This is a genomic window from Sinosporangium siamense (assembly GCF_016863435.1).
Taxonomy (GTDB): domain Bacteria; phylum Actinomycetota; class Actinomycetes; order Streptosporangiales; family Streptosporangiaceae; genus Sinosporangium; species Sinosporangium siamense.
On sequence record NZ_BOOW01000028.1, the window covers coordinates 196691 to 212664 of the forward strand.

Genomic DNA, 15974 nt, shown 5'->3' on the forward strand with positions numbered 1-15974 from the left:
TATCGCCTGTTCAACGCATTTCCCGTGGCAAATCGCAAAAAAATTAGTAGTTACTGTTCATGGCGGACCGTACCTGGGTGAGCGTGGCGTCGGCGACGGCGTTGGCCCGCTCATTGCCGTCTCGCAAGATCTGCCGGAGATAGGTGCGGTCTCGTCCATATTCCGCGCGGCGCGCACGTATCGGTGCGAGATGGTCGTTGACCGCCTCGGTGACGGTCCTCTTCAGCGCGGCGGCCCCGCCGGAGCCGATGCCGGCGGCGACCTCCTGCGCGGTGCGGCCCTGACAGAGGGCGGCCAGCAGGACGAGGGAGGAGACCTCGGGGCGGTTCGCCGGGTCATAGGTGATGTGCCGCTCGGAGTCGGTCTTCGCTCCCCGGATCAACCGTGCGGTCTCGTCGGCGTCGGCGGCCAGGGTGACGGCGTTGCCCCGGCTCTTGCTCATCTTGACGCCGTCGGTCCCAAGCAACAGCGGCGCGTTCGACAGCAGGACCTCCGGTTCGGGGAACACCGGCGTGGCGCCGCCGTACCGATCGTTGAAGCGGCGGGCGACGGTACGGGTCAGTTCGAGGTGGGGGAGCTGGTCCTGGCCGGCCGGTACGAGGTTGGCCTTGCAGAACAGGATGTCGGCGGCCTGGTGGGCGGGGTAGGTGAACATCAGGCCGCTGACCGAGGACTGCCGTGAATGGGCGATCTCGTCCTTGACCGTGGGGTTGCGGCTCAGCTCGGCGACGGAGACCAGGCTGAGAAACGGCAGGAGCAACTGATTGAGGGCGGGCACCGCGCTATGCGCGAAGATCGTGCTGCGGGCCGGGTCCACGCCGATGGCAAGGTAATCCAGGACGAGATCCTCGACGTACTCCGGCAAATTTTCGGCTGCGTCACGATCGGTCAGGACCTGGTAGTCCGCGATGATGACGAACGTCTCCACCCCGAGGTTCTGGAGACGAACCCGGTTGTGCAGGGTGCCGAAATAGTGGCCCAGGTGGAGCCGCCCGGTCGGGCGATCCCCGGTCAGAATGCGAAACCGTCCGGGATCCCGCTGAATAAGGGTTTCGAGTACGGCACTGCGTGCTCGCGCGGTGGCTGTGCCTGAAGTCTCGGCTGCGGCTTCACCGGCGAGGGTGGCGATATCCGGGATTGTGGTCACGATTGTCTCCTGGTCGGTCGGGGCCGACGTCAGGACGGCTCCCCCCGGTCCGGGAAACACAAAAAGGGCCGTCCATTTGAACGGCCCGGTCATGCTGATAAATGGCCGCTTCTACGAGAAGCGCCACCAGTTCCGGCACGACGAACAATGCATGCCACAAGTATAAGGGCCCCTCAGCGGGTCCGTGCAACCGGGGACCGGGGCGTCATTCCTCGCGGGAAAGGATGACGCCCCGCTCTGTTCACCAGGTCTTGCCGGCCTGCTCCCTGTTCGTACGGTTGATCCGGTTGAAGAAGTTGGTCAGCGCGATGTTCAAGGTGATCGAGGACAGCTGCTTCTCGTCCAAGTGGGCGGCGGCGGCATCCCAGATCTCGTCGGTCACACCGGCTCCGCCGTCCTGGATCCGGGCGGCGGCCCGCCTCGGGGACTTCGAGGGGTTGCTGCGAGTGCTCGACCCCGAGGTGAGGTTGACCATCGAATCGGCCGGCGGTGTGGCCGTCACGCTCGGCGCCACCGAGGTGGCCACCGGAGCGCGCCTGGGCGCCAATGCGGCGGTGGGCGGGCGCGCGGTGCTCGTCAACGGCCTGCCGGGGATCATGTCGTGGCTCGAGGACGGCACGCCGGTCTCGGTGGCCGCGTTCATTGTCGCCGGCGGCCGGATCATCGGCATCACCATCGTGATCGACCCGGCCAGGCTGGCGTCGCTGGACCTGCCCGGCTGATCCTCAAGCCGCCGCAGCCCCCTCCGGGTCCGCGGCCGGGTCCGGTGTGCCCGCCCCGTGCAGGAAGAGGTCGACGACGTCGCATGCCCGCCGGCCGGCGGGGGGCAGGGAGGCGCGCTCGACCGGCGGCATCGCGACATCCTCGGGCATGGGCTGAAGCGTGCCGGCGAGCTCCATGAACGCCGTCGCCAGGAAACCGGGATCGGCAGCCTGCAGCTCGCCACTCTCCACCGCCCGGGCCATCAGCTCGGTGACCGGCGCGATCAGGCGCTGCACGTAGGCATGCGAGACCTCGGCCCGCTGCGCCTCGTCAAGGTGGCGGGTGGCGTAGTAGATCTGATCGCCGAGCGGAGAGTTGCAGGTGCCCAGCGCATATGTGCCGGCGAGGGCGAGCAGCCGGTCACGCAGGCCGCCCTCGGTCTCCAGAGCGCCGCGTAGCGTGGCGGAGGTCTCCTCGATGTAGTGGTGGGCCACCTCCAGGAACAGCCCCAGCTTCCCGCCGGGGAAGTGGTAATAGAGGCTGGCCTGCTTCACGTTCACGTTCTTGGCTATCTCGTCGAGAGAGACACCGAGATAGCCGTGCACGGTGAGGAGCCGGGCGAACTCGTCACGAGCGCGGGCACGGGTGCCGACTTGTCGGGGCATGACGGTTCAGACTCCAGTGTGGGTGCGGCGGAGGAGGGCCGGGCGGACCGCGATGGCGCCAAGAGCGAGGATAGCGGCGGTGATGACGGCGCCGGGAAGCACGTCCTGCACTCTCCAGGGCGAAATCAGCAGTCCGCGCCTCGCCTCCAGCGGCGGGCTCTACGGATCAGGCGGTCTGCAGCAGTTCGGCGAGGTCGGCGGGCATCGGCATGGGCTCGGTAAGGCCCACGCCGGCGCGGCCGGTGTTGCCCTCGGGGTAACGCCCCAGGGCGCTGCCGGGTGCGGCCACGATGATCCGTACGACCTGCCCGAACGCTTCGCGCCGATCGCGTTGCCGTACGGCGAGAGCGAACATGGCGATGTGATTGCGGGTGTGCGGCCAGGGCCAGGGCTGGGAGATGATGTGCGCGCGCTCCAGATGCCGCCAGCGCGCCTCGGGGTCGGCCGCGGTGCGGGCGGCGCGCATCTCGGCGCAATAGGCGGCGCGGACACGGATGGGCATGGGGCGGCCGGTCATCGGGGGTTCTCCTCAGTGGTCGAGCAGCAGGTTGTGCCGGCTGTGCCGTACGGCGCGGATGGTTCGGCGGCGTCGGGGAGCGTGCAGCAGGTGTCGCCGCGCCAGGCGTCGCGGCCTTCCTTGACCGCGACGGCGGCGATGATCAGCGCGGCGATCGGGTCGGCCCACGACCAGCCGAACATGCCGTTGAGCGCCAGCCCCGCGAGCAGCACGCCCGACAGATAGGTGCACAGCAGCGTCTGCTTGGAGTCGGCCACCGCGGAGGCGGAGCCGAGTTCGCGGCCGGTGCGGCGCTGTGCATAGGACAGGAACGGCATGACGACCAGGGACAGGGCCGCCAGGATGAGGCCGGGCGTGGAGGGGGCGGCCTCACCGGAGCCGAGCAGGGCGCGCACGGCGTCGACGGTGACGTAGGCGGCCAGCCCGAAGAAGGACAGCGCGATGACGTGGAGCGCGGCCTTCTCGCGGCGTTCGTGGTCGGCGGCGGAGAACTGCCAGGCCACGGCGGCGGCGGAGGCGACCTCGACCACCGAGTCCAGGCCGAAGCCGATGAGTGCCGCCGAGGACGCGGCGGCCCCGGCGGTGATGGCGACCGCCGCCTCGACGACGTTGTAGGCGATGGTGCCGGCGACCAGCAGCCGGATCCTGCGCCGCAGCACCACCCTGCGGGCCGGGGCGGCCGGGTGCAGTGTGATCACGACACCATGCCCTCTTGCGGGCCGAGGGCCTCCGGGCCGTGGATGGGGCACAGGGCCACGGCGTGGCCGGTGGCGGCCAGCAGTTGCTCGGCCGAGGCCATCAGGTCGATCAGCTCGGGCCGGGTCAGTGAGTAGAAGGACTGGCGTCCCTCGGGGCGGTAGTCGATCAGGCCGCAGTCGCGCAGGCAGGCCAGGTGCTTGGAGACCGTGGACTGGGCGAGCCCGAGCTCGCCGGTCAGATCCACCACGCGCGCCTCACCCCGGGCCAGGCGCTGCACGATGCGCAATCGGGTCTCGTCGGCCAGGGAGTGGAACAGCGCCGCCGCGGGGGAGACCCCGGCGGTGATGTCCGCACTGACGCAGCGTCCGCCTCCTGAATCAATCGCCATATGGCGATGATAGCGCGATTTGCTTATGCAATGACAGCCCTCCGTACGGCGGAAGCCATACCGGTGGCCGTTCGAAGGGGTCCGCGTCAGGTGGCCGCCAGGTGACCAATCACGGGAGCATGCGGGCGGAGCGGCGACCAACCCTCGCCGTTGACGCGGGAGGAATCGCACGGCGGCGAATCCCCGAGTGCCGCCTGGTGAACGGCATCGCCGCGGATTTCCGTACGTTTTGAAGGTTCGTCTCCATCGAACAGCAGAGAGCATCGCCAAACTTTAAAGTCCGATCTTCAACGATAAAGTTGAAGTGTCTGTGCCCCTAATCGAAGGACGGCGCCATGGCGGATGACTCCTTGACGATCGAACTCAGCCTGGCCGAACTTCGCGAGGTAACCGGCTACGCGGTGGCGTGCGCCAGGCCCGCGCTGGCGCTCTACGAGCGTGAACGCCCTGACGACCCGCGCCCACGGGCCGCCATCGATGCCGCACAGGTGTTCGCGGACGGAGCCGCGCGGACCAAGGTGCTGCGCGACAACGCGTGGGCCGCACACCGCGCGGCCCAGGAAACCCGCGACGCGGGACAGGCCGTGGCGAGCGCCGCCGCCCGCGCCGCCGCCCACACCTGCGGCGCGGCCTTCCTCCATCCCCTGGCGAAGGCCACCCAGGTCAGACACATCCTCGGATCGGCCGCCTATGCAGCACTGGCATTCGAGCTCTCCGCCGGAGACGACCCCACCGTCGGAGCCGGCCACATCACGCAGTTGCATCCCCTCGCGCACCCCGTCGTGGTGAACGTCCTGCGGCGCTACCCGGCCGCCCCAGCCGGCGGCGGGCGACTCGGAGAACTAATCCGCCGGCTGGACACGGCACTCCGCTGACCTGCGGCAATCTCCCGTCGGCGTGCTTTCCGCAGCATGACTGCCACGTCGAGCGGCTCGTTGACGGCGGGTTACGTAGAATTCAGGTGAGGGCCGTGGGTGCTGCGCGGCACCGCCCACGGTTTCCTCCGTCGGCACGCGGACGCATTCGCCGCCGACATCGACGAGTCCCCGGGACATCTGAGACATCAGACGAACGGAGGAGGATCCGATGCCCGATGCGCCCCTCCACCTGGTGACCGCCGCCGCCGGAGGCGGAGTCGGCGGTGTGGCCCGTCTCGTCGTCGAGCGGCTGCTGGCCCGCGGCCAGGCCGTGCTCGCGACCGTGCATCATGAGGACGAGCGGGCCGAGCAGCTACGAGCCCTTGGCGCCGACGTGATCGCCGGTGACCTGACCGACCCTCGCCACGTCGCCGCCGCCCTCGATCAAGTGGGCAGGGTGTTCTTCAGCATGGGGGTGTCGGAGCGATACCTCGAGGCCACCACCGTGCTGGTGCTCGCGGCCCGCGGCCTGCCCGGCATCGAGGTGCTGGTGAACATGTCGCAGATGACGGTCTCGCAGATGACGCCGGCCGGCAGCGGGGAGTCCCGGCAGCAGCGGCTGCACTTCCTGGCCGAGCACGTCATCGACTGGTCGGGCGTGCCGGCCGTGCACATCCGGCCCACCGTCTTCCTGGAGAACCCGCTGTTCAACCAGCTCGCCGCGGCCACCGTACGGCAGCGCGACGCGCTGGCTTTGCCGTTCGGCGACGGCCGCACCTCGCCGGTGGCCGCGCGCGACGTGGCGGACGCCGTCACCGCCGTTCTGCTCTCACCCGGCGCGCACCTCGGTGGTGTGTATGAGCTGACGGGGCCCGAGGCGCTGGACCTGCGGCAGCTCGCGGAAGCGTACGGCAGAGGCCTTGGACGGCATATCGCCGCCGAGCGCATAGCACTGGCCCAGTGGGCCGACCGGCTCGCGCAATCGGGGCTGAACCCCCACGTCCAGCAGCATTTGTCCACCATGGCCCGGCTGCACCAGGAGAACCGCTACGACCGCTCCACCGGCGACGTCGAGCGGCTGACCGGGCACCGGGCCATGAGCGTCGAGGAATATGTGCGCGGACATCTGAACCGGTTCACCGCGCAGGCGAGTGCCGACCCGGCTTAGGCGTCCGTGACTGGTCGGCACCACCACGCAATGCCGCCTGGCACATATCCAGTTCGCCGCGTGGCGGTGTCATTCCTTGCCAGGCAGGGGACGGCGGACAATGGCCTGGGCCCCCATCTGGGCGCCGCGGGCGTCGCGGTAGGCGCGAAACGCGCCCGTGCCCCGCCGCCGGTCACGCCTGCGGGGGCGTGACCGGCGGCGGGTCAACGTGTCACAGGATCTGGATGGCGACGACCTTCGGAGGGCGGTTGGGGAAGCTGATGTCGCGCCAGCGATCGATCCTCACCGAGTCGCCGTTGGCGTCGTAGTAGATCACGTCGTTGTTGCCTGTGGAGATCCGGTCGACCCACCAGCCGCCGAAGTTGGTCTTCCCGCGGTTGGCGTAGCAGTCGACGCTGTGGCGGCCGTTGAGGTGCGACCAGATCTTCAGGAAGTTCTCGCCGCCAACGCATTGGATGTGGTCGATGGCGAAGGCCGTGCCGCCCGGCATGGCGATGGTGAAGGCGGCGGCTGCCGCGAGCGCCACGGCCGCGGAACGGGCGTTCTTCTTGCTCTTCGAGATCACGGACTCTCCTCCTGCGGAGACCGGCGCACACGGCCCCGGCCCTGTTGGTGACGTCACGTCCTGACGGAACGGTGCATCGCCGGGCCAACGACCGGCTGACTACGTTCCGGAGTTGCTCGATAACCCAAAGTAACATCACTCCTGCGGTGGTGCCTCTCCCCAATCAGAGGAGGAACGGATCCGCCCACCGCCAGGTGTAGTGCTCGGGTAGGTGGCAGCGGCACTCCTCAAGCACGGCGGAGACCTGTTCACCTCCACCGCTCACCAGCTTCTGATGCCCGGTTCATACGGTGGTGGCGCAGGCCTGTGGGCCGCGGCACCGGCCTTCCGGCAGCGGACGATATGACGGCGTGGTGGGCTGGAACAGTACTTTCGGCTGGTACAGCTCAGCGGGGTGCACTCCCTAGCCTGATGGCCGTGCATGTTCCCGATCGGCTCAAGGCGGCGGCTGACGTCGGGCTGGGTGGCGTGTTCGCGGGGGCCGTCGCCTTCCAGGCGTGGGAGGTCGCCGGGAGCTGGGGGCACGGCTACTGGTTGTCCGGCGCGCTCGTCGGCGCGGTGGTGTGCGTGCTCGCGCTGGTACGGCACCGCAACCCGCTGTGGACCGCGGCGGCCGGCCTGACCGTCGCCGGGCTCGCCGTCCCCATAGCCCACCTTCTCGGCCTGCCCGCCGAACCCGGCCCCGCCGCCTCCCTCGGCCTCGCGGTGCTCACCGGCTCCGCGGTCCGGACACTGCCCGTCCGCGCGGCAGGCGCCGTGGCCGCCGCGGGGCCGGCCGTGGTGGCGGGGAGTTTCGTGGCGGGCAACGGCTCCGGTGTGCCGGTGCTGGCCGGGGTCGCCTGGCTCGGCGGGATGGCGTCAGGGCTCGGCCGTCGCCTGCTGACCGCCCGTCGCCGGGCGGCGGCCGAGCGGCTGCGCCGCGCCGAACGCCTCGAACTCGCCAGGGAACTGCACGACGTCGTCGCCCACCACGTCACCAGCATTGTGCTCCAGGCCCAGGCGGGCCGGCTCGTCACCCGCAAGCACCCGGATAGAGCACCCGCATCCTTCGCCGACATCGAGACCGCGGGCTCGGAGGCCCTGGCCGCGACCCGCCGCCTGGTCGGCCTCCTGCGCGACACCACCCCGGTCCCGGACGGTCGTGTACGGCTCAGCGAGCTAATCGAGGGCTTCGAAAGCCACGGCAGGCGGGCGCGGCTGCGGCTGGACGCCGATCCGTCGAGCTGGCCGCCCGAGGTGAGCGGCACCGTCTACCGGGTCGTACGCGAGTCGCTGACCAACGTTCTGCGGCACGCCGGAAACTCCCGCCTTGTCACCATCGGCGTCACCCAGGAGAGGGACACCGTCACGGTGGTCGTCGAGGACGACGCCCCGCAGACCGCCGCCCACCAGGCCGGATACGGGCTCAACGGCATGCGCGAACGCCTCGACGCCCTCGGCGGCTCCCTGTCCGCGGGCCCCCGTCCCGAATACGGCTGGTCCATACGCGCCACCATCCCCATGGGCAGGAGGGGACGGCGGTGAGCATCCGGGTGCTGCTGGCCGACGACCAGGCGATGATCCGGGCCAGCCTGCGGATCATCCTTGAGGATCAACCCGACATCGCGGTGGTGGCCGAGGCGGGCGACGGTGTCGAGGCGATCGAGCAGGCCCGCCGTACCCGCCCCGACGTGTGCCTTGTGGACGTGCAAATGCCGCGCCTCGACGGGATCGAGGTGGCCCGCGCATTGGCCGAGACCCGGCAGAAGGTGGTCATGGTCACCACCTTCGACCTTGACGAATACGTCTACGGGGCGTTGCGCTGCGGCGCCGCCGGGTTCGTGCTGAAGGACGCGGGCCCGAGCCTGCTGGTCGAGGCGGTGCGAGCCGCGTACGCGGGTGACGCGCTCATCTCGCCGTCGATCACGTTGCGGCTGCTGCGCCGCCTCGCCGCCGCCGAGGCTCGGGGCGGGATCCATCCGTCCGCGCGGCTTCTCACTGCGCGGGAGGTGGAGGTCGCCCGGGCGATCGCCCGGGGACACACCAACCAGCAGATCGCCGACGAGTTGTTCCTCGCACTGAGCACGGTGAAGGGACACGCGTCGGGCATCCAGGCCAAACTCGGGCTGCGCAACCGGATCGAGATCGCGGCGTGGGCGTGGGAGAGCCGCCTGATGGGCCCGGCTGAATAGCCACAACAAGCTTCCCCCGGCGATCTGCAGCCTGGACAGAGCCTGATCGATGCGAACTGCCGGTAGTTGTCGCTGGTGTCCACGTGGGTGACCCCCGCGTCCAGCGCCGCGTTGATCGCCGCCTCTCCTTGCCGGTCGTCGACGGATCCGTAGACGCCAGGGGAGACCACCATCGCGCCGAAGCCGATCGGCGACACCGACAATTTGGCGAGTTCACGATTTCTCATGGCATGGATCATCGGGCCCGTGCCGTACGGCGGTCCAAGACCTGTCGCCATAACCGTTGGCTATGGCCTCGCATGGCTCCGCCGTACGGCACAGCCACGTGAGCGCGTGATCGACAAGCGGGAGTTAGGCTCTGGGCGATGGGCGACATGACGGCACTTGAGAGACGCGGATAGCGGTTTGTCGTGGATGTGAACCTGCGGGAGCTCCGCTACTTCGTGGCCGTGGCCGAGGAGCTCAACGTCACCCGGGCCGCTCAGCGGCTGTTCGTGTCGCAGCCGGCGTTGTCCAAGCAACTGCGGACGCTGGAACGCCGACTGGGATTCGCGTTGTTCGACCGGGTTCATGCGGGAATGGCGCTGACAGAGCAGGGCGAGACGCTGCTGCCGTTCGCCCGCGAAACGCTGACGCGGTGGGACTCCGGGGTCGAGGCGGCGCGGGCGTCGGCACTGAGCGGCACGCTCGTCGTCGGCCTGCAGACGGCTGTCGGCCGGGGCATCCAGCAGGCGGCGCTACGCGGTTTCAGAGCCGCGATGCCCGGCTGGAAGGTATCGCTGCACCTCAACTGGACGGACCCGAGCGGCGGGCTCACCGACGGCGGGTCCGACGTCGCCTTCCTCTGGCTGCCCACACTCCCGGGCCTGGCCACCCGGGTGCTGGCGGTGGAGCGCCGGTTCGTCGCGATGGCCGAGTGGCATCCGCTGGCGTCCGAGGCCGAGATCCCGTTCACGGCGCTACGTGACGAGCCGTTCGTAGCGCTGCCGCGCACCGCCGGGGCGCTGCGCGACTTCTGGCTCGGCATGGACGCCAGGGACGATCCCCCGGTCGTCGTGGCGACGGCGAGCACGCCGGACGAGACATTCGAGGCGATCAGCGGCGGCTGCGGCGTGGCGCTGCTCGCGGAGGGCAACACCGCGCTCTACAGCCGGCCCGGCCTGGCCTACCGGCCGGTGACCGGGCTGCCCCCGGCGGAGCTGGCGATCGCCTGGCGCGAGGGCGACAGCCGCCCCCAGGTGCGGGCTTTTCTCGACGCCTTGCCTTAGTTGCCGCGACGCGGGCGCGCCGCCACATGGAGGCGGGCAGGCCCCGGTTCGAAACCGACCGTTAAGAGCGCGACAAACTCGCCGGACGATTCCTCGACGCCTTCCGGGACGGGGACGTCGACAGTCTGGCCGAGCTACTGGCCGCCGACGTCCAGCTGGTCGGCGACAGTGGCGGCAAGGCCCCGCAGTGGGCCGACCGCTTCCTTGGTGCCGAAGAGGTGGCCCGGGTGCTCGCCGCGTTCATCCCGTTGTTCATGCGGATCGGCGGCACGGTGGAGCCGCACCAGGTGAACGGCCAGCCAGGCGCGATCTTCCGCGACCGTGACGGCAAGGTCCTCAACACCTGGGCGCTCGACATCCTCGACGGACAGATCCAGACGATCCGTACGGTGAACAACCCCGACAAGCTCGGACACCTGGGACCTGTGGCGGACGCCTGGCGCGCCGTAAGACCTGAACCCATCCGGGGGCAACGACTCCGACCAACCGGCGACGTCGGCGGTGGCGGTCCGACCGTGACCCGGTTGCCGAGCTCGGCCCTCCTCAATGGGTCGGGCGGGAATGCGGTCGGCCACAATCTGGTCAACGGGATGGTCATGAAGAACGCCGTGCCCAGTAACACCAGCACCCGCTACAGCGGCGTCTACAGGGGAGCCGCCATCGGGCTAGCGCGGCACCGGATGTACGAGCCGACCGGGTTGGACATCCGAGCCATCAGCATTGACGAGCTCATCGCCGAGGGTCCCACTCGCGTGGTAGTGGCCACGAACAGTGGCACCGATATCCACGGCAAGCCGTGGAGGATGACCGTTCTCGAGCTGGTCGACGTGACGAACGGAAAGATCACCAGAAAGCGTTCGTTCTACCAGAACACCGCTCCTGCGGGATATCTCACTCGAACGCGAGGCGGCACTGGCGCAGAAGGCCGGCGGAGGGCCGGGTTGACGACCTGCCGGCCGAGCTCAACCCCGACGACCCCGCCTTTTGCATCCTGTGACGGCACACTCGACACCAGGAAAGTAGTTTGTAATACAAAATATGGCGAGTAGCGTAGGCACATGACTTCCGACGCCCTCGTGGATGCCCTCGTGCGCAGCACCTTCGAGGTGGCGGGCGTGCTCACCCGCATCGGAGCCGAGCGCGACCTCTCACTCACCCAGCTGCGGGTCCTCGGCATCCTCCGCGACCGCCGCCCGCGCATGACCGAGCTCGCGGCGTTCCTCGGCCTGGACAAATCAACCCTGTCCGGCCTCATCGACCGTGCCGAACGCCGAGGGCTGGTGGCCAGGGGCAAAAACCCCCAAGACCTCCGTGTCGTCGATGTGTTCCTCACCCCCGCCGGCCTGGAACTGGCGGAGCAGGTGTACGGCGAAGTCCGACGCGCACTGGCACCCGCGATCAACCGGCTCGACCCGCAAGACCGCGATCGGCTCGTCCAGCTGCTGCACACTGCCCTGCACTCTCCCGGCTGAGGCGGTCTCCCAAAGGTTCACCCCGGGATCGGTGTTCGATCCCGGGGTGATGCCGTATCGCGTCAGCCGAGGACGGCTTTCGCCGCGGTGATCAGGGGTTTTACTCCCCGGTCATCTCATTTCCACTCGCCGGTCATCTCGACGTAGTTCTCACCGCGGACCTTCTTGCCCTTGTACTTGCCGGTGAAAGCCACCGTGGCCTCCAGGTAGCCGCTCCCGTCGGGAGTTTCGATCTCCTGGTCCGGATTCCCGGTGACCTGCACGTCGAGCTCGGAGTGCAGGGAGGGGATGCGGATGCGCCAACGCGTGGGATAGGTCTGGCCGGTGGCCGGGCTGGTCCACCGCCGGGAGACGCCCGGCGCGAGCGGCTCCACGTCGACCACTTCGTAGGAGCCGTCGGGGCGGAGGACCGTCGCCCAGCTGTCCTTGGATTTGGTGCCGACGGTGTCCCAGAGGGCGACCTTGTCGCCGTTGGGCATGCTGAAGTTCATCCACGTCCACCGTGTCAGCGACGGCGGCATCTCACCCCATTGCCTGTCCAGCCAGGAGGTGCCTGCGATCTTGTGTTTCTTGCCGTCGAGGACGAGTGTTCCGGACGTGCGCATCTCCGGGAGGGCGAACTGGTAGTTCGGCACGCCGTCGACCAGGTGGAAAACGCCGGTCGAGGCGTAGTTCATGGCGGGGCCGGTGGGCGCCAGCTGGACATCGAGAGAACCCCAGGGCGTCTCGACCTGCACCGACTGGCGGGCGGAGTCACCCGTCCAGCTGAACCCCGGCGCCTTGATGTCGAGCTTGCCCTGGCTCCACCGGTAGTCCTTCGGTTCGACCATCGCGGCGTAGTCCTTGTACCACCCGGTGGTCTTGTTGATCACCGAGAACGTCCAGCGGTAGGCGGCCTGGTCCCTGTTCGGGATGATGCGCGTGTGGACCTGAAGACCGAAATCCTGACCGTTGGCCTTCACCGAACTGGTGAAGTAAATCGAGTCGAACCAGGTCGACTGGGGCCCGGGCACGTGCCGTCCCAGGTCGGCCGCAGGATCGACCACGCCAGGGATCCCCGAGGTGGCAGAGCGGGCGGCCGGTGTCCCGGACTGCGAAGCCGCCTGGGCCGAAGAGGCGGCGAACGTGCAGAGCGCCAAAGCCATGACCAGGACTACGGTTCGGCCCTTGGCCGGGATTGCGGGCATGCGGATTTCTCCTTGCGTCAGGGGTGAACGAGACCGTCGCTCAGTTACCGGAGCCGACCGGCAAAGCCGCAGATGATCACCATTGCTGCGGAGTCGCTCCTGGCAGGCGCATTGGTTTGCAGTACCAACAACTGGATAATGGTTGGTAATGCAAACAATGTCAAGTGCGGCGCCGCGTGTCGAGCTCGCTGCAATCACGTGGTGATCAAGCGGCCAGGAGGGCGATGCCGCATAGGCAGCCACGGTCAGGGCGTTCGGGGCGGCTTCCGACTTGTACGGCACGACACGTGCAGCCGCTGAACGGCTCGCCGGGGGGCTTGGGGTTCGCCGGCCGCCGAGGGCGCTGAGTCAGCGGACCCGATCGTCGCACGTCTCATCCGTTGGATTTTCGGCGATTGCCATTGGACCGCGATGGCCAGACCTTAGGCGAAGAGGTACACGCCGACCGTCGCGCCGTTCATGCCCGTGACGTCCTGTCAGAACGGCACGATGTAGGTCAGTGCCGCGTGCAGCGACGTGAACACCACCAGATCCAGGCCCAGTACGGCGAGCACTCGCGGGGCGAAGGCGTACTTGGCCTGGCCGGCGGAGCCGCCGCCAGGCCAAGCCGGCTCGGTGATCGGACGACGCCCGCCGTCCGCTGCTATGGGAGCGTCGTGGTCACTGTGGGTCGTGTGCCCCACCGATGACGGCGGGATCGTATTCGTCGTGGCGGCGCAGCCAGCTCATGGAAGGGCCGTCGCCGCGACCGGGCGGTTGTTCCCAGTCCTCCTGACGGCCACGGGCGGTGAGGTCGAGCCAGTTGTAGGTGCCGTTGAGCAGATCGATGCCGCGTCCATAGCAGGAATAGGTGTGGAGACGCGATCGCCGCGGCGCAGGGAAGGCACTCACGCCCATCTCCTCGCCGGTGTACCCCTCCCAGCCCGGGTTTTCTCGCACCAGCTGGGCGTAGTTCTTGTAGTTCCATTCGACCGGCGTGATCGACGCGTCGAAGCTGACGTGAAAGTCGTAGTTGAAGTTGCTGCCGAGCGATGAGTACCACGGCACCGCCCAGCCCATTCGCCGCTTGTAGCGCTCGAGCTTGTCCAGCGGCGCTCGCGAGACGGCGGCCAATGAAGTGTCGCGGGCGTGCAGGTGGTTGAGGTGGCCCACGTTGTCGATCCAGAACGAGCAGGCCGGGCAGGCTTCGTCGGCATCGGTCCCGAGCGGATCTCATCCAACATCCTCGCCGACCGGCTCGCCGTGCTTGTCGAGCACGGGCTGCTCACCAAGGCCGAGGATCCCTCGCACAAGCAGAAGGTCATCTACAGCCTGACCGAGCCGGCGATCCAGCTGGTGCCCGTCTTCGCCCAGCTCGGCGCCTGGGGAACCCGACACCTCCCGGTGGCCGAGGAATACGCCGCCCGCGGCGAGGTGATCGCCGGCGGCGGTCCGCCGGCCTTGGCGGCGTTCATGGACGAACTCCGTGAAATCCACCTCGGACCTGAGGCCCGCCGGCAACCAGCACCGGGCGGCCCCACCATCGCGGCGCAAATGGATGCCGCCTACGCAGCCGCACTCGACCACGCAGCCGGCACCTAACCGAGTCGACCAGCACATCGGGGCATACCGAAGCCTGAGCCCGTCGATCGAGCGGCTGCTCCTCAACGCCGTTGCCGGCGCGCCGAGTCCGGTCTGACACAACCCGCCCGCACCTTCCCGTGACGGCGCTTCCAGCGCCACACGATCCAGGCGGAAGAAGGGAGCGGATGGCCCCGTCAGGGGTGTCGGGCTGTGCCGTACATTCGGGTGGGTGTGGCGGGAGTGGCCGATGGTGGGCCCGTGACCTGTCGGTTCGCGGGTGTACGACTCGACGACGTTGACCATCTTTGGTAAATTGGCTTTGCCGCTTGCATGGTAAGCCGGAAAATCGGCAGCCGCGCTTCCCCGTCTGTCGGCGGCGCCATACAAGTTCGTCACGGACCGGAAGTCCGCTCGGAACGAGGGGGGCTCGTGGACGTGGAGTTCTCGCCGGGCCACACTGCGTGCGGAGTGCCGTCGGCGGCGGCGGCCGGGGGAGGGCGCGCGGCGTCCGCGGGCGGGAGGGCCTCCAGATGAAGAGCGGCACCACGGGACGTGGCCGCCCCGGTCCCGTCGACCTCGGTCCGGTCCGCCCGGTGACGGTGAGCAGGTTGTCGGAGCTGGTGGCCGAGCAGATCCGCGACTTCATCGTGAGCGAGGACCTCGCCGAGAACATCAGGCTTCCCTCCGAGCGCGATCTCGCCGCCCGTTTTGGTGCAAGCCGTCCCACTGTGAGCCAGGCGTTGCGCACCCTGTCGCTCATGGGGCTGGTCGAGATCCGTCCGGGTTCGGGGGCCTATGTCGTGCACCGTCCCGACCGCATCATCACCGCCTCGGTCAGCCTCATGCTGGACCTCGACCGGGAGTCGGTCGCGGATCTGGCCGAGCTGCGGCTGTGGCTGGAGTCGATCGGTGTCCAGGAGGCCATACGGCGTGAGCCCGCCGGCGGCCTCGACGAGGTCCGGGTGGCGTTCAACCGGCTGAAGGAGAGTGTGGGGAGCAGCACGTCGGCGTGGATAGCGGCCGACACCGTCTTCCACGCCGCGGTGGTGAGACGCTCGGGCAATCCCTTCCTCACCTCGATCTACGAGAGCGTGCATCTGGCGGTGATCCGCTACGAGCACGACCCGTGGATTCAGACCGAGCGTGTCCCCGCCTGGCTCAAGCCCAACGTGGCGGGCAAGCTGATCGCCATTCACGAGCCGATCATGAACGCGCTTGAGGAGGGGGACGAGGAGGCGGCGCTGGCCGCGGTGCGCCACCACCACGAGGTGATGATGGAGCACGTGAAGCGGCGCCACAGCCCGCGCTGACCCCCCTCGGGACCACGAGGGCGGCAGATGCCCGTCGCGGTGAACATGTAGCGGTGGAACAGGCTCGACTTCACGGGCAGGCCGCAGCCCCATCCCATCGACGAAGCGCTTGAGGATCTGTACGGCATGGCGATGTACGGCTGAGCGTGCCGGAGAAAGTCGCCTTCACCAAGCCCACAGGCATGCCGAGACGAGGTGGCAGTAGGTCGGCCGGGGGCACATGACTGAGCAGGTAAGTTCTGCGCGGACTCGGTTGGTCCAGGGGCCGGGTGGCGGGGATCCGGGGCTCCGCCAC

Annotated in this window: 20 protein-coding genes; 10 read left to right on the forward strand and 10 right to left on the reverse strand. The window is 68.8% G+C overall.

Annotation, left to right across the window (positions count from 1 at the left end):
* Positions 1–43 precede the first annotated feature (43 nt).
* Both trpS and Ssi02_RS21950 read right to left on the reverse strand, forming a co-directional pair.
* Positions 44–1147 carry a tryptophan--tRNA ligase gene (gene trpS, locus Ssi02_RS21945; RefSeq protein WP_239129314.1) on the reverse strand — a complete coding sequence of 368 codons (1104 nt, stop codon included), beginning with the start codon at positions 1145–1147 and terminating at the stop codon, positions 44–46.
* A 241-nt stretch (positions 1148–1388) separates the two neighbouring features.
* On the reverse strand, positions 1389–1529 hold the full coding sequence (locus Ssi02_RS21950; protein WP_204028519.1) for a carboxymuconolactone decarboxylase family protein: 141 nt from the start codon (positions 1527–1529) through the stop codon (positions 1389–1391).
* 64 nt (positions 1530–1593) lie between these two features.
* Between Ssi02_RS21950 and Ssi02_RS21955 the strand changes: the two genes are divergently transcribed.
* Entirely contained in the window at positions 1594–1869 is a 276-nt protein-coding gene (locus tag Ssi02_RS21955) for a sigma-70 family RNA polymerase sigma factor family protein (RefSeq protein WP_204028521.1), read from the forward strand.
* Positions 1870–1872: 3 nt separating this feature from the next.
* Here Ssi02_RS21955 and Ssi02_RS21960 read toward each other — a convergent pair whose 3' ends face one another.
* The 4 genes from Ssi02_RS21960 to Ssi02_RS21975 all read right to left on the reverse strand — a co-directional run bounded on the left by Ssi02_RS21960 (position 1873) and on the right by Ssi02_RS21975 (position 4118).
* Positions 1873–2514: a TetR/AcrR family transcriptional regulator gene (locus Ssi02_RS21960; RefSeq protein WP_204028523.1), complete on the reverse strand. Its 642-nt coding sequence runs from the start codon at positions 2512–2514 to the stop codon at positions 1873–1875.
* Between the two features lie 166 nt (positions 2515–2680).
* Positions 2681–3031: a DUF3703 domain-containing protein gene (locus Ssi02_RS21965; protein ID WP_204028525.1), complete on the reverse strand. Its 351-nt coding sequence runs from the start codon at positions 3029–3031 to the stop codon at positions 2681–2683.
* Positions 3028–3729 carry a cation efflux transmembrane domain-containing protein gene (locus tag Ssi02_RS21970; RefSeq protein ID WP_204028527.1) on the reverse strand — a complete coding sequence of 234 codons (702 nt, stop codon included), beginning with the start codon at positions 3727–3729 and terminating at the stop codon, positions 3028–3030. The genes Ssi02_RS21965 and Ssi02_RS21970 overlap by 4 nt, the downstream gene beginning before the upstream one ends.
* Complete coding sequence (locus Ssi02_RS21975; RefSeq protein ID WP_204028529.1) at positions 3726–4118, reverse strand: ArsR/SmtB family transcription factor; 393 nt, start codon at positions 4116–4118, stop codon at positions 3726–3728. The genes Ssi02_RS21970 and Ssi02_RS21975 overlap by 4 nt, the downstream gene beginning before the upstream one ends.
* A gap of 335 nt (positions 4119–4453) precedes the next feature.
* Here Ssi02_RS21975 and Ssi02_RS21980 point away from each other — a divergent pair, with 335 nt between their 5' ends.
* Positions 4454–4993 carry a putative immunity protein gene (locus tag Ssi02_RS21980; RefSeq protein WP_204028531.1) on the forward strand — a complete coding sequence of 180 codons (540 nt, stop codon included), beginning with the start codon at positions 4454–4456 and terminating at the stop codon, positions 4991–4993.
* Positions 4994–5204: 211 nt separating this feature from the next.
* Complete coding sequence (locus Ssi02_RS21985) at positions 5205–6143, forward strand: NAD(P)H-binding protein (RefSeq protein ID WP_204028533.1); 939 nt, start codon at positions 5205–5207, stop codon at positions 6141–6143.
* Positions 6144–6354: 211 nt separating this feature from the next.
* On the opposite strand, the gene Ssi02_RS21990 is transcribed toward Ssi02_RS21985, so the two are convergent.
* Positions 6355–6708 (reverse strand): beta/gamma crystallin domain-containing protein, encoded by a 354-nt coding sequence (locus tag Ssi02_RS21990; protein ID WP_204028535.1) that lies wholly within the window; start codon positions 6706–6708, stop codon positions 6355–6357.
* A 417-nt stretch (positions 6709–7125) separates the two neighbouring features.
* Between Ssi02_RS21990 and Ssi02_RS21995 the strand changes: the two genes are divergently transcribed.
* The 5 genes from Ssi02_RS21995 (at position 7126) to Ssi02_RS22015 (ending at position 11619) form a co-directional block, all read left to right on the forward strand.
* The gene (locus tag Ssi02_RS21995; protein ID WP_239129330.1) at positions 7126–8232 is read left to right on the forward strand and encodes a sensor histidine kinase; all 1107 of its coding nucleotides are present in this window, start codon (positions 7126–7128) and stop codon (positions 8230–8232) included.
* Complete coding sequence (locus Ssi02_RS22000) at positions 8229–8879, forward strand: response regulator (RefSeq protein ID WP_204028539.1); 651 nt, start codon at positions 8229–8231, stop codon at positions 8877–8879. The genes Ssi02_RS21995 and Ssi02_RS22000 overlap by 4 nt, the downstream gene beginning before the upstream one ends.
* A gap of 410 nt (positions 8880–9289) precedes the next feature.
* Entirely contained in the window at positions 9290–10147 is an 858-nt protein-coding gene (locus tag Ssi02_RS22005; protein ID WP_204028541.1) for a LysR family transcriptional regulator, read from the forward strand.
* A 227-nt stretch (positions 10148–10374) separates the two neighbouring features.
* A complete protein-coding gene (locus Ssi02_RS22010; RefSeq protein WP_204028543.1) occupies positions 10375–11196 on the forward strand; it encodes a nuclear transport factor 2 family protein in 822 nt (273 codons plus the stop codon).
* 9 nt (positions 11197–11205) lie between these two features.
* Entirely contained in the window at positions 11206–11619 is a 414-nt protein-coding gene (locus Ssi02_RS22015) for a MarR family winged helix-turn-helix transcriptional regulator (RefSeq protein ID WP_204028545.1), read from the forward strand.
* A 116-nt stretch (positions 11620–11735) separates the two neighbouring features.
* On the opposite strand, the gene Ssi02_RS22020 is transcribed toward Ssi02_RS22015, so the two are convergent.
* The 3 genes from Ssi02_RS22020 to Ssi02_RS22030 all read right to left on the reverse strand — a co-directional run bounded on the left by Ssi02_RS22020 (position 11736) and on the right by Ssi02_RS22030 (position 13958).
* Positions 11736–12806, reverse strand: a complete 1071-nt coding sequence (locus Ssi02_RS22020; protein WP_204028547.1) for a lipocalin-like domain-containing protein — start codon at positions 12804–12806, stop codon at positions 11736–11738.
* A 476-nt stretch (positions 12807–13282) separates the two neighbouring features.
* Positions 13283–13489, reverse strand: coding sequence for a hypothetical protein (locus Ssi02_RS22025; RefSeq protein ID WP_204028549.1), 207 nt, complete (start codon positions 13487–13489; stop codon positions 13283–13285).
* Complete coding sequence (locus tag Ssi02_RS22030; RefSeq protein WP_239129332.1) at positions 13467–13958, reverse strand: DUF899 family protein; 492 nt, start codon at positions 13956–13958, stop codon at positions 13467–13469. Before Ssi02_RS22030 ends, Ssi02_RS22025 begins: the two co-directional genes overlap by 23 nt.
* Between Ssi02_RS22030 and Ssi02_RS22035 the strand changes: the two genes are divergently transcribed.
* A complete protein-coding gene (locus Ssi02_RS22035; RefSeq protein ID WP_204028551.1) occupies positions 13950–14387 on the forward strand; it encodes a winged helix-turn-helix transcriptional regulator in 438 nt (145 codons plus the stop codon). The two genes, Ssi02_RS22030 and Ssi02_RS22035, sit on opposite strands and share 9 nt — an antisense overlap.
* Before the next feature lie 512 nt (positions 14388–14899).
* Entirely contained in the window at positions 14900–15679 is a 780-nt protein-coding gene (locus Ssi02_RS22040; RefSeq protein ID WP_204028553.1) for a FadR/GntR family transcriptional regulator, read from the forward strand.
* Positions 15680–15974: the final 295 nt, after the last annotated feature.

Excerpts from the sequence above, each read along its gene's own strand:
- Ssi02_RS22020 (WP_204028547.1), bottom strand. The coding sequence starts at position 12,806 with ATGCCCGCAATCCCGGCCAAGGGCCGAACCGTAGTCCTGGTCATGGCT.
- Ssi02_RS22015 (WP_204028545.1), top strand. The coding sequence starts at position 11,206 with ATGACTTCCGACGCCCTCGTGGATGCCCTCGTGCGCAGCACCTTCGAG.
- Ssi02_RS21965 (WP_204028525.1), bottom strand. The coding sequence starts at position 3,031 with ATGACCGGCCGCCCCATGCCCATCCGTGTCCGCGCCGCCTATTGCGCC.
- Ssi02_RS21975 (WP_204028529.1), bottom strand. The coding sequence starts at position 4,118 with ATGGCGATTGATTCAGGAGGCGGACGCTGCGTCAGTGCGGACATCACC.
- Ssi02_RS21985 (WP_204028533.1), top strand. The coding sequence starts at position 5,205 with ATGCCCGATGCGCCCCTCCACCTGGTGACCGCCGCCGCCGGAGGCGGA.
- Ssi02_RS21980 (WP_204028531.1), top strand. The coding sequence starts at position 4,454 with ATGGCGGATGACTCCTTGACGATCGAACTCAGCCTGGCCGAACTTCGC.
- Ssi02_RS21960 (WP_204028523.1), bottom strand. The coding sequence starts at position 2,514 with ATGCCCCGACAAGTCGGCACCCGTGCCCGCGCTCGTGACGAGTTCGCC.
- Ssi02_RS22040 (WP_204028553.1), top strand. The coding sequence starts at position 14,900 with ATGAAGAGCGGCACCACGGGACGTGGCCGCCCCGGTCCCGTCGACCTC.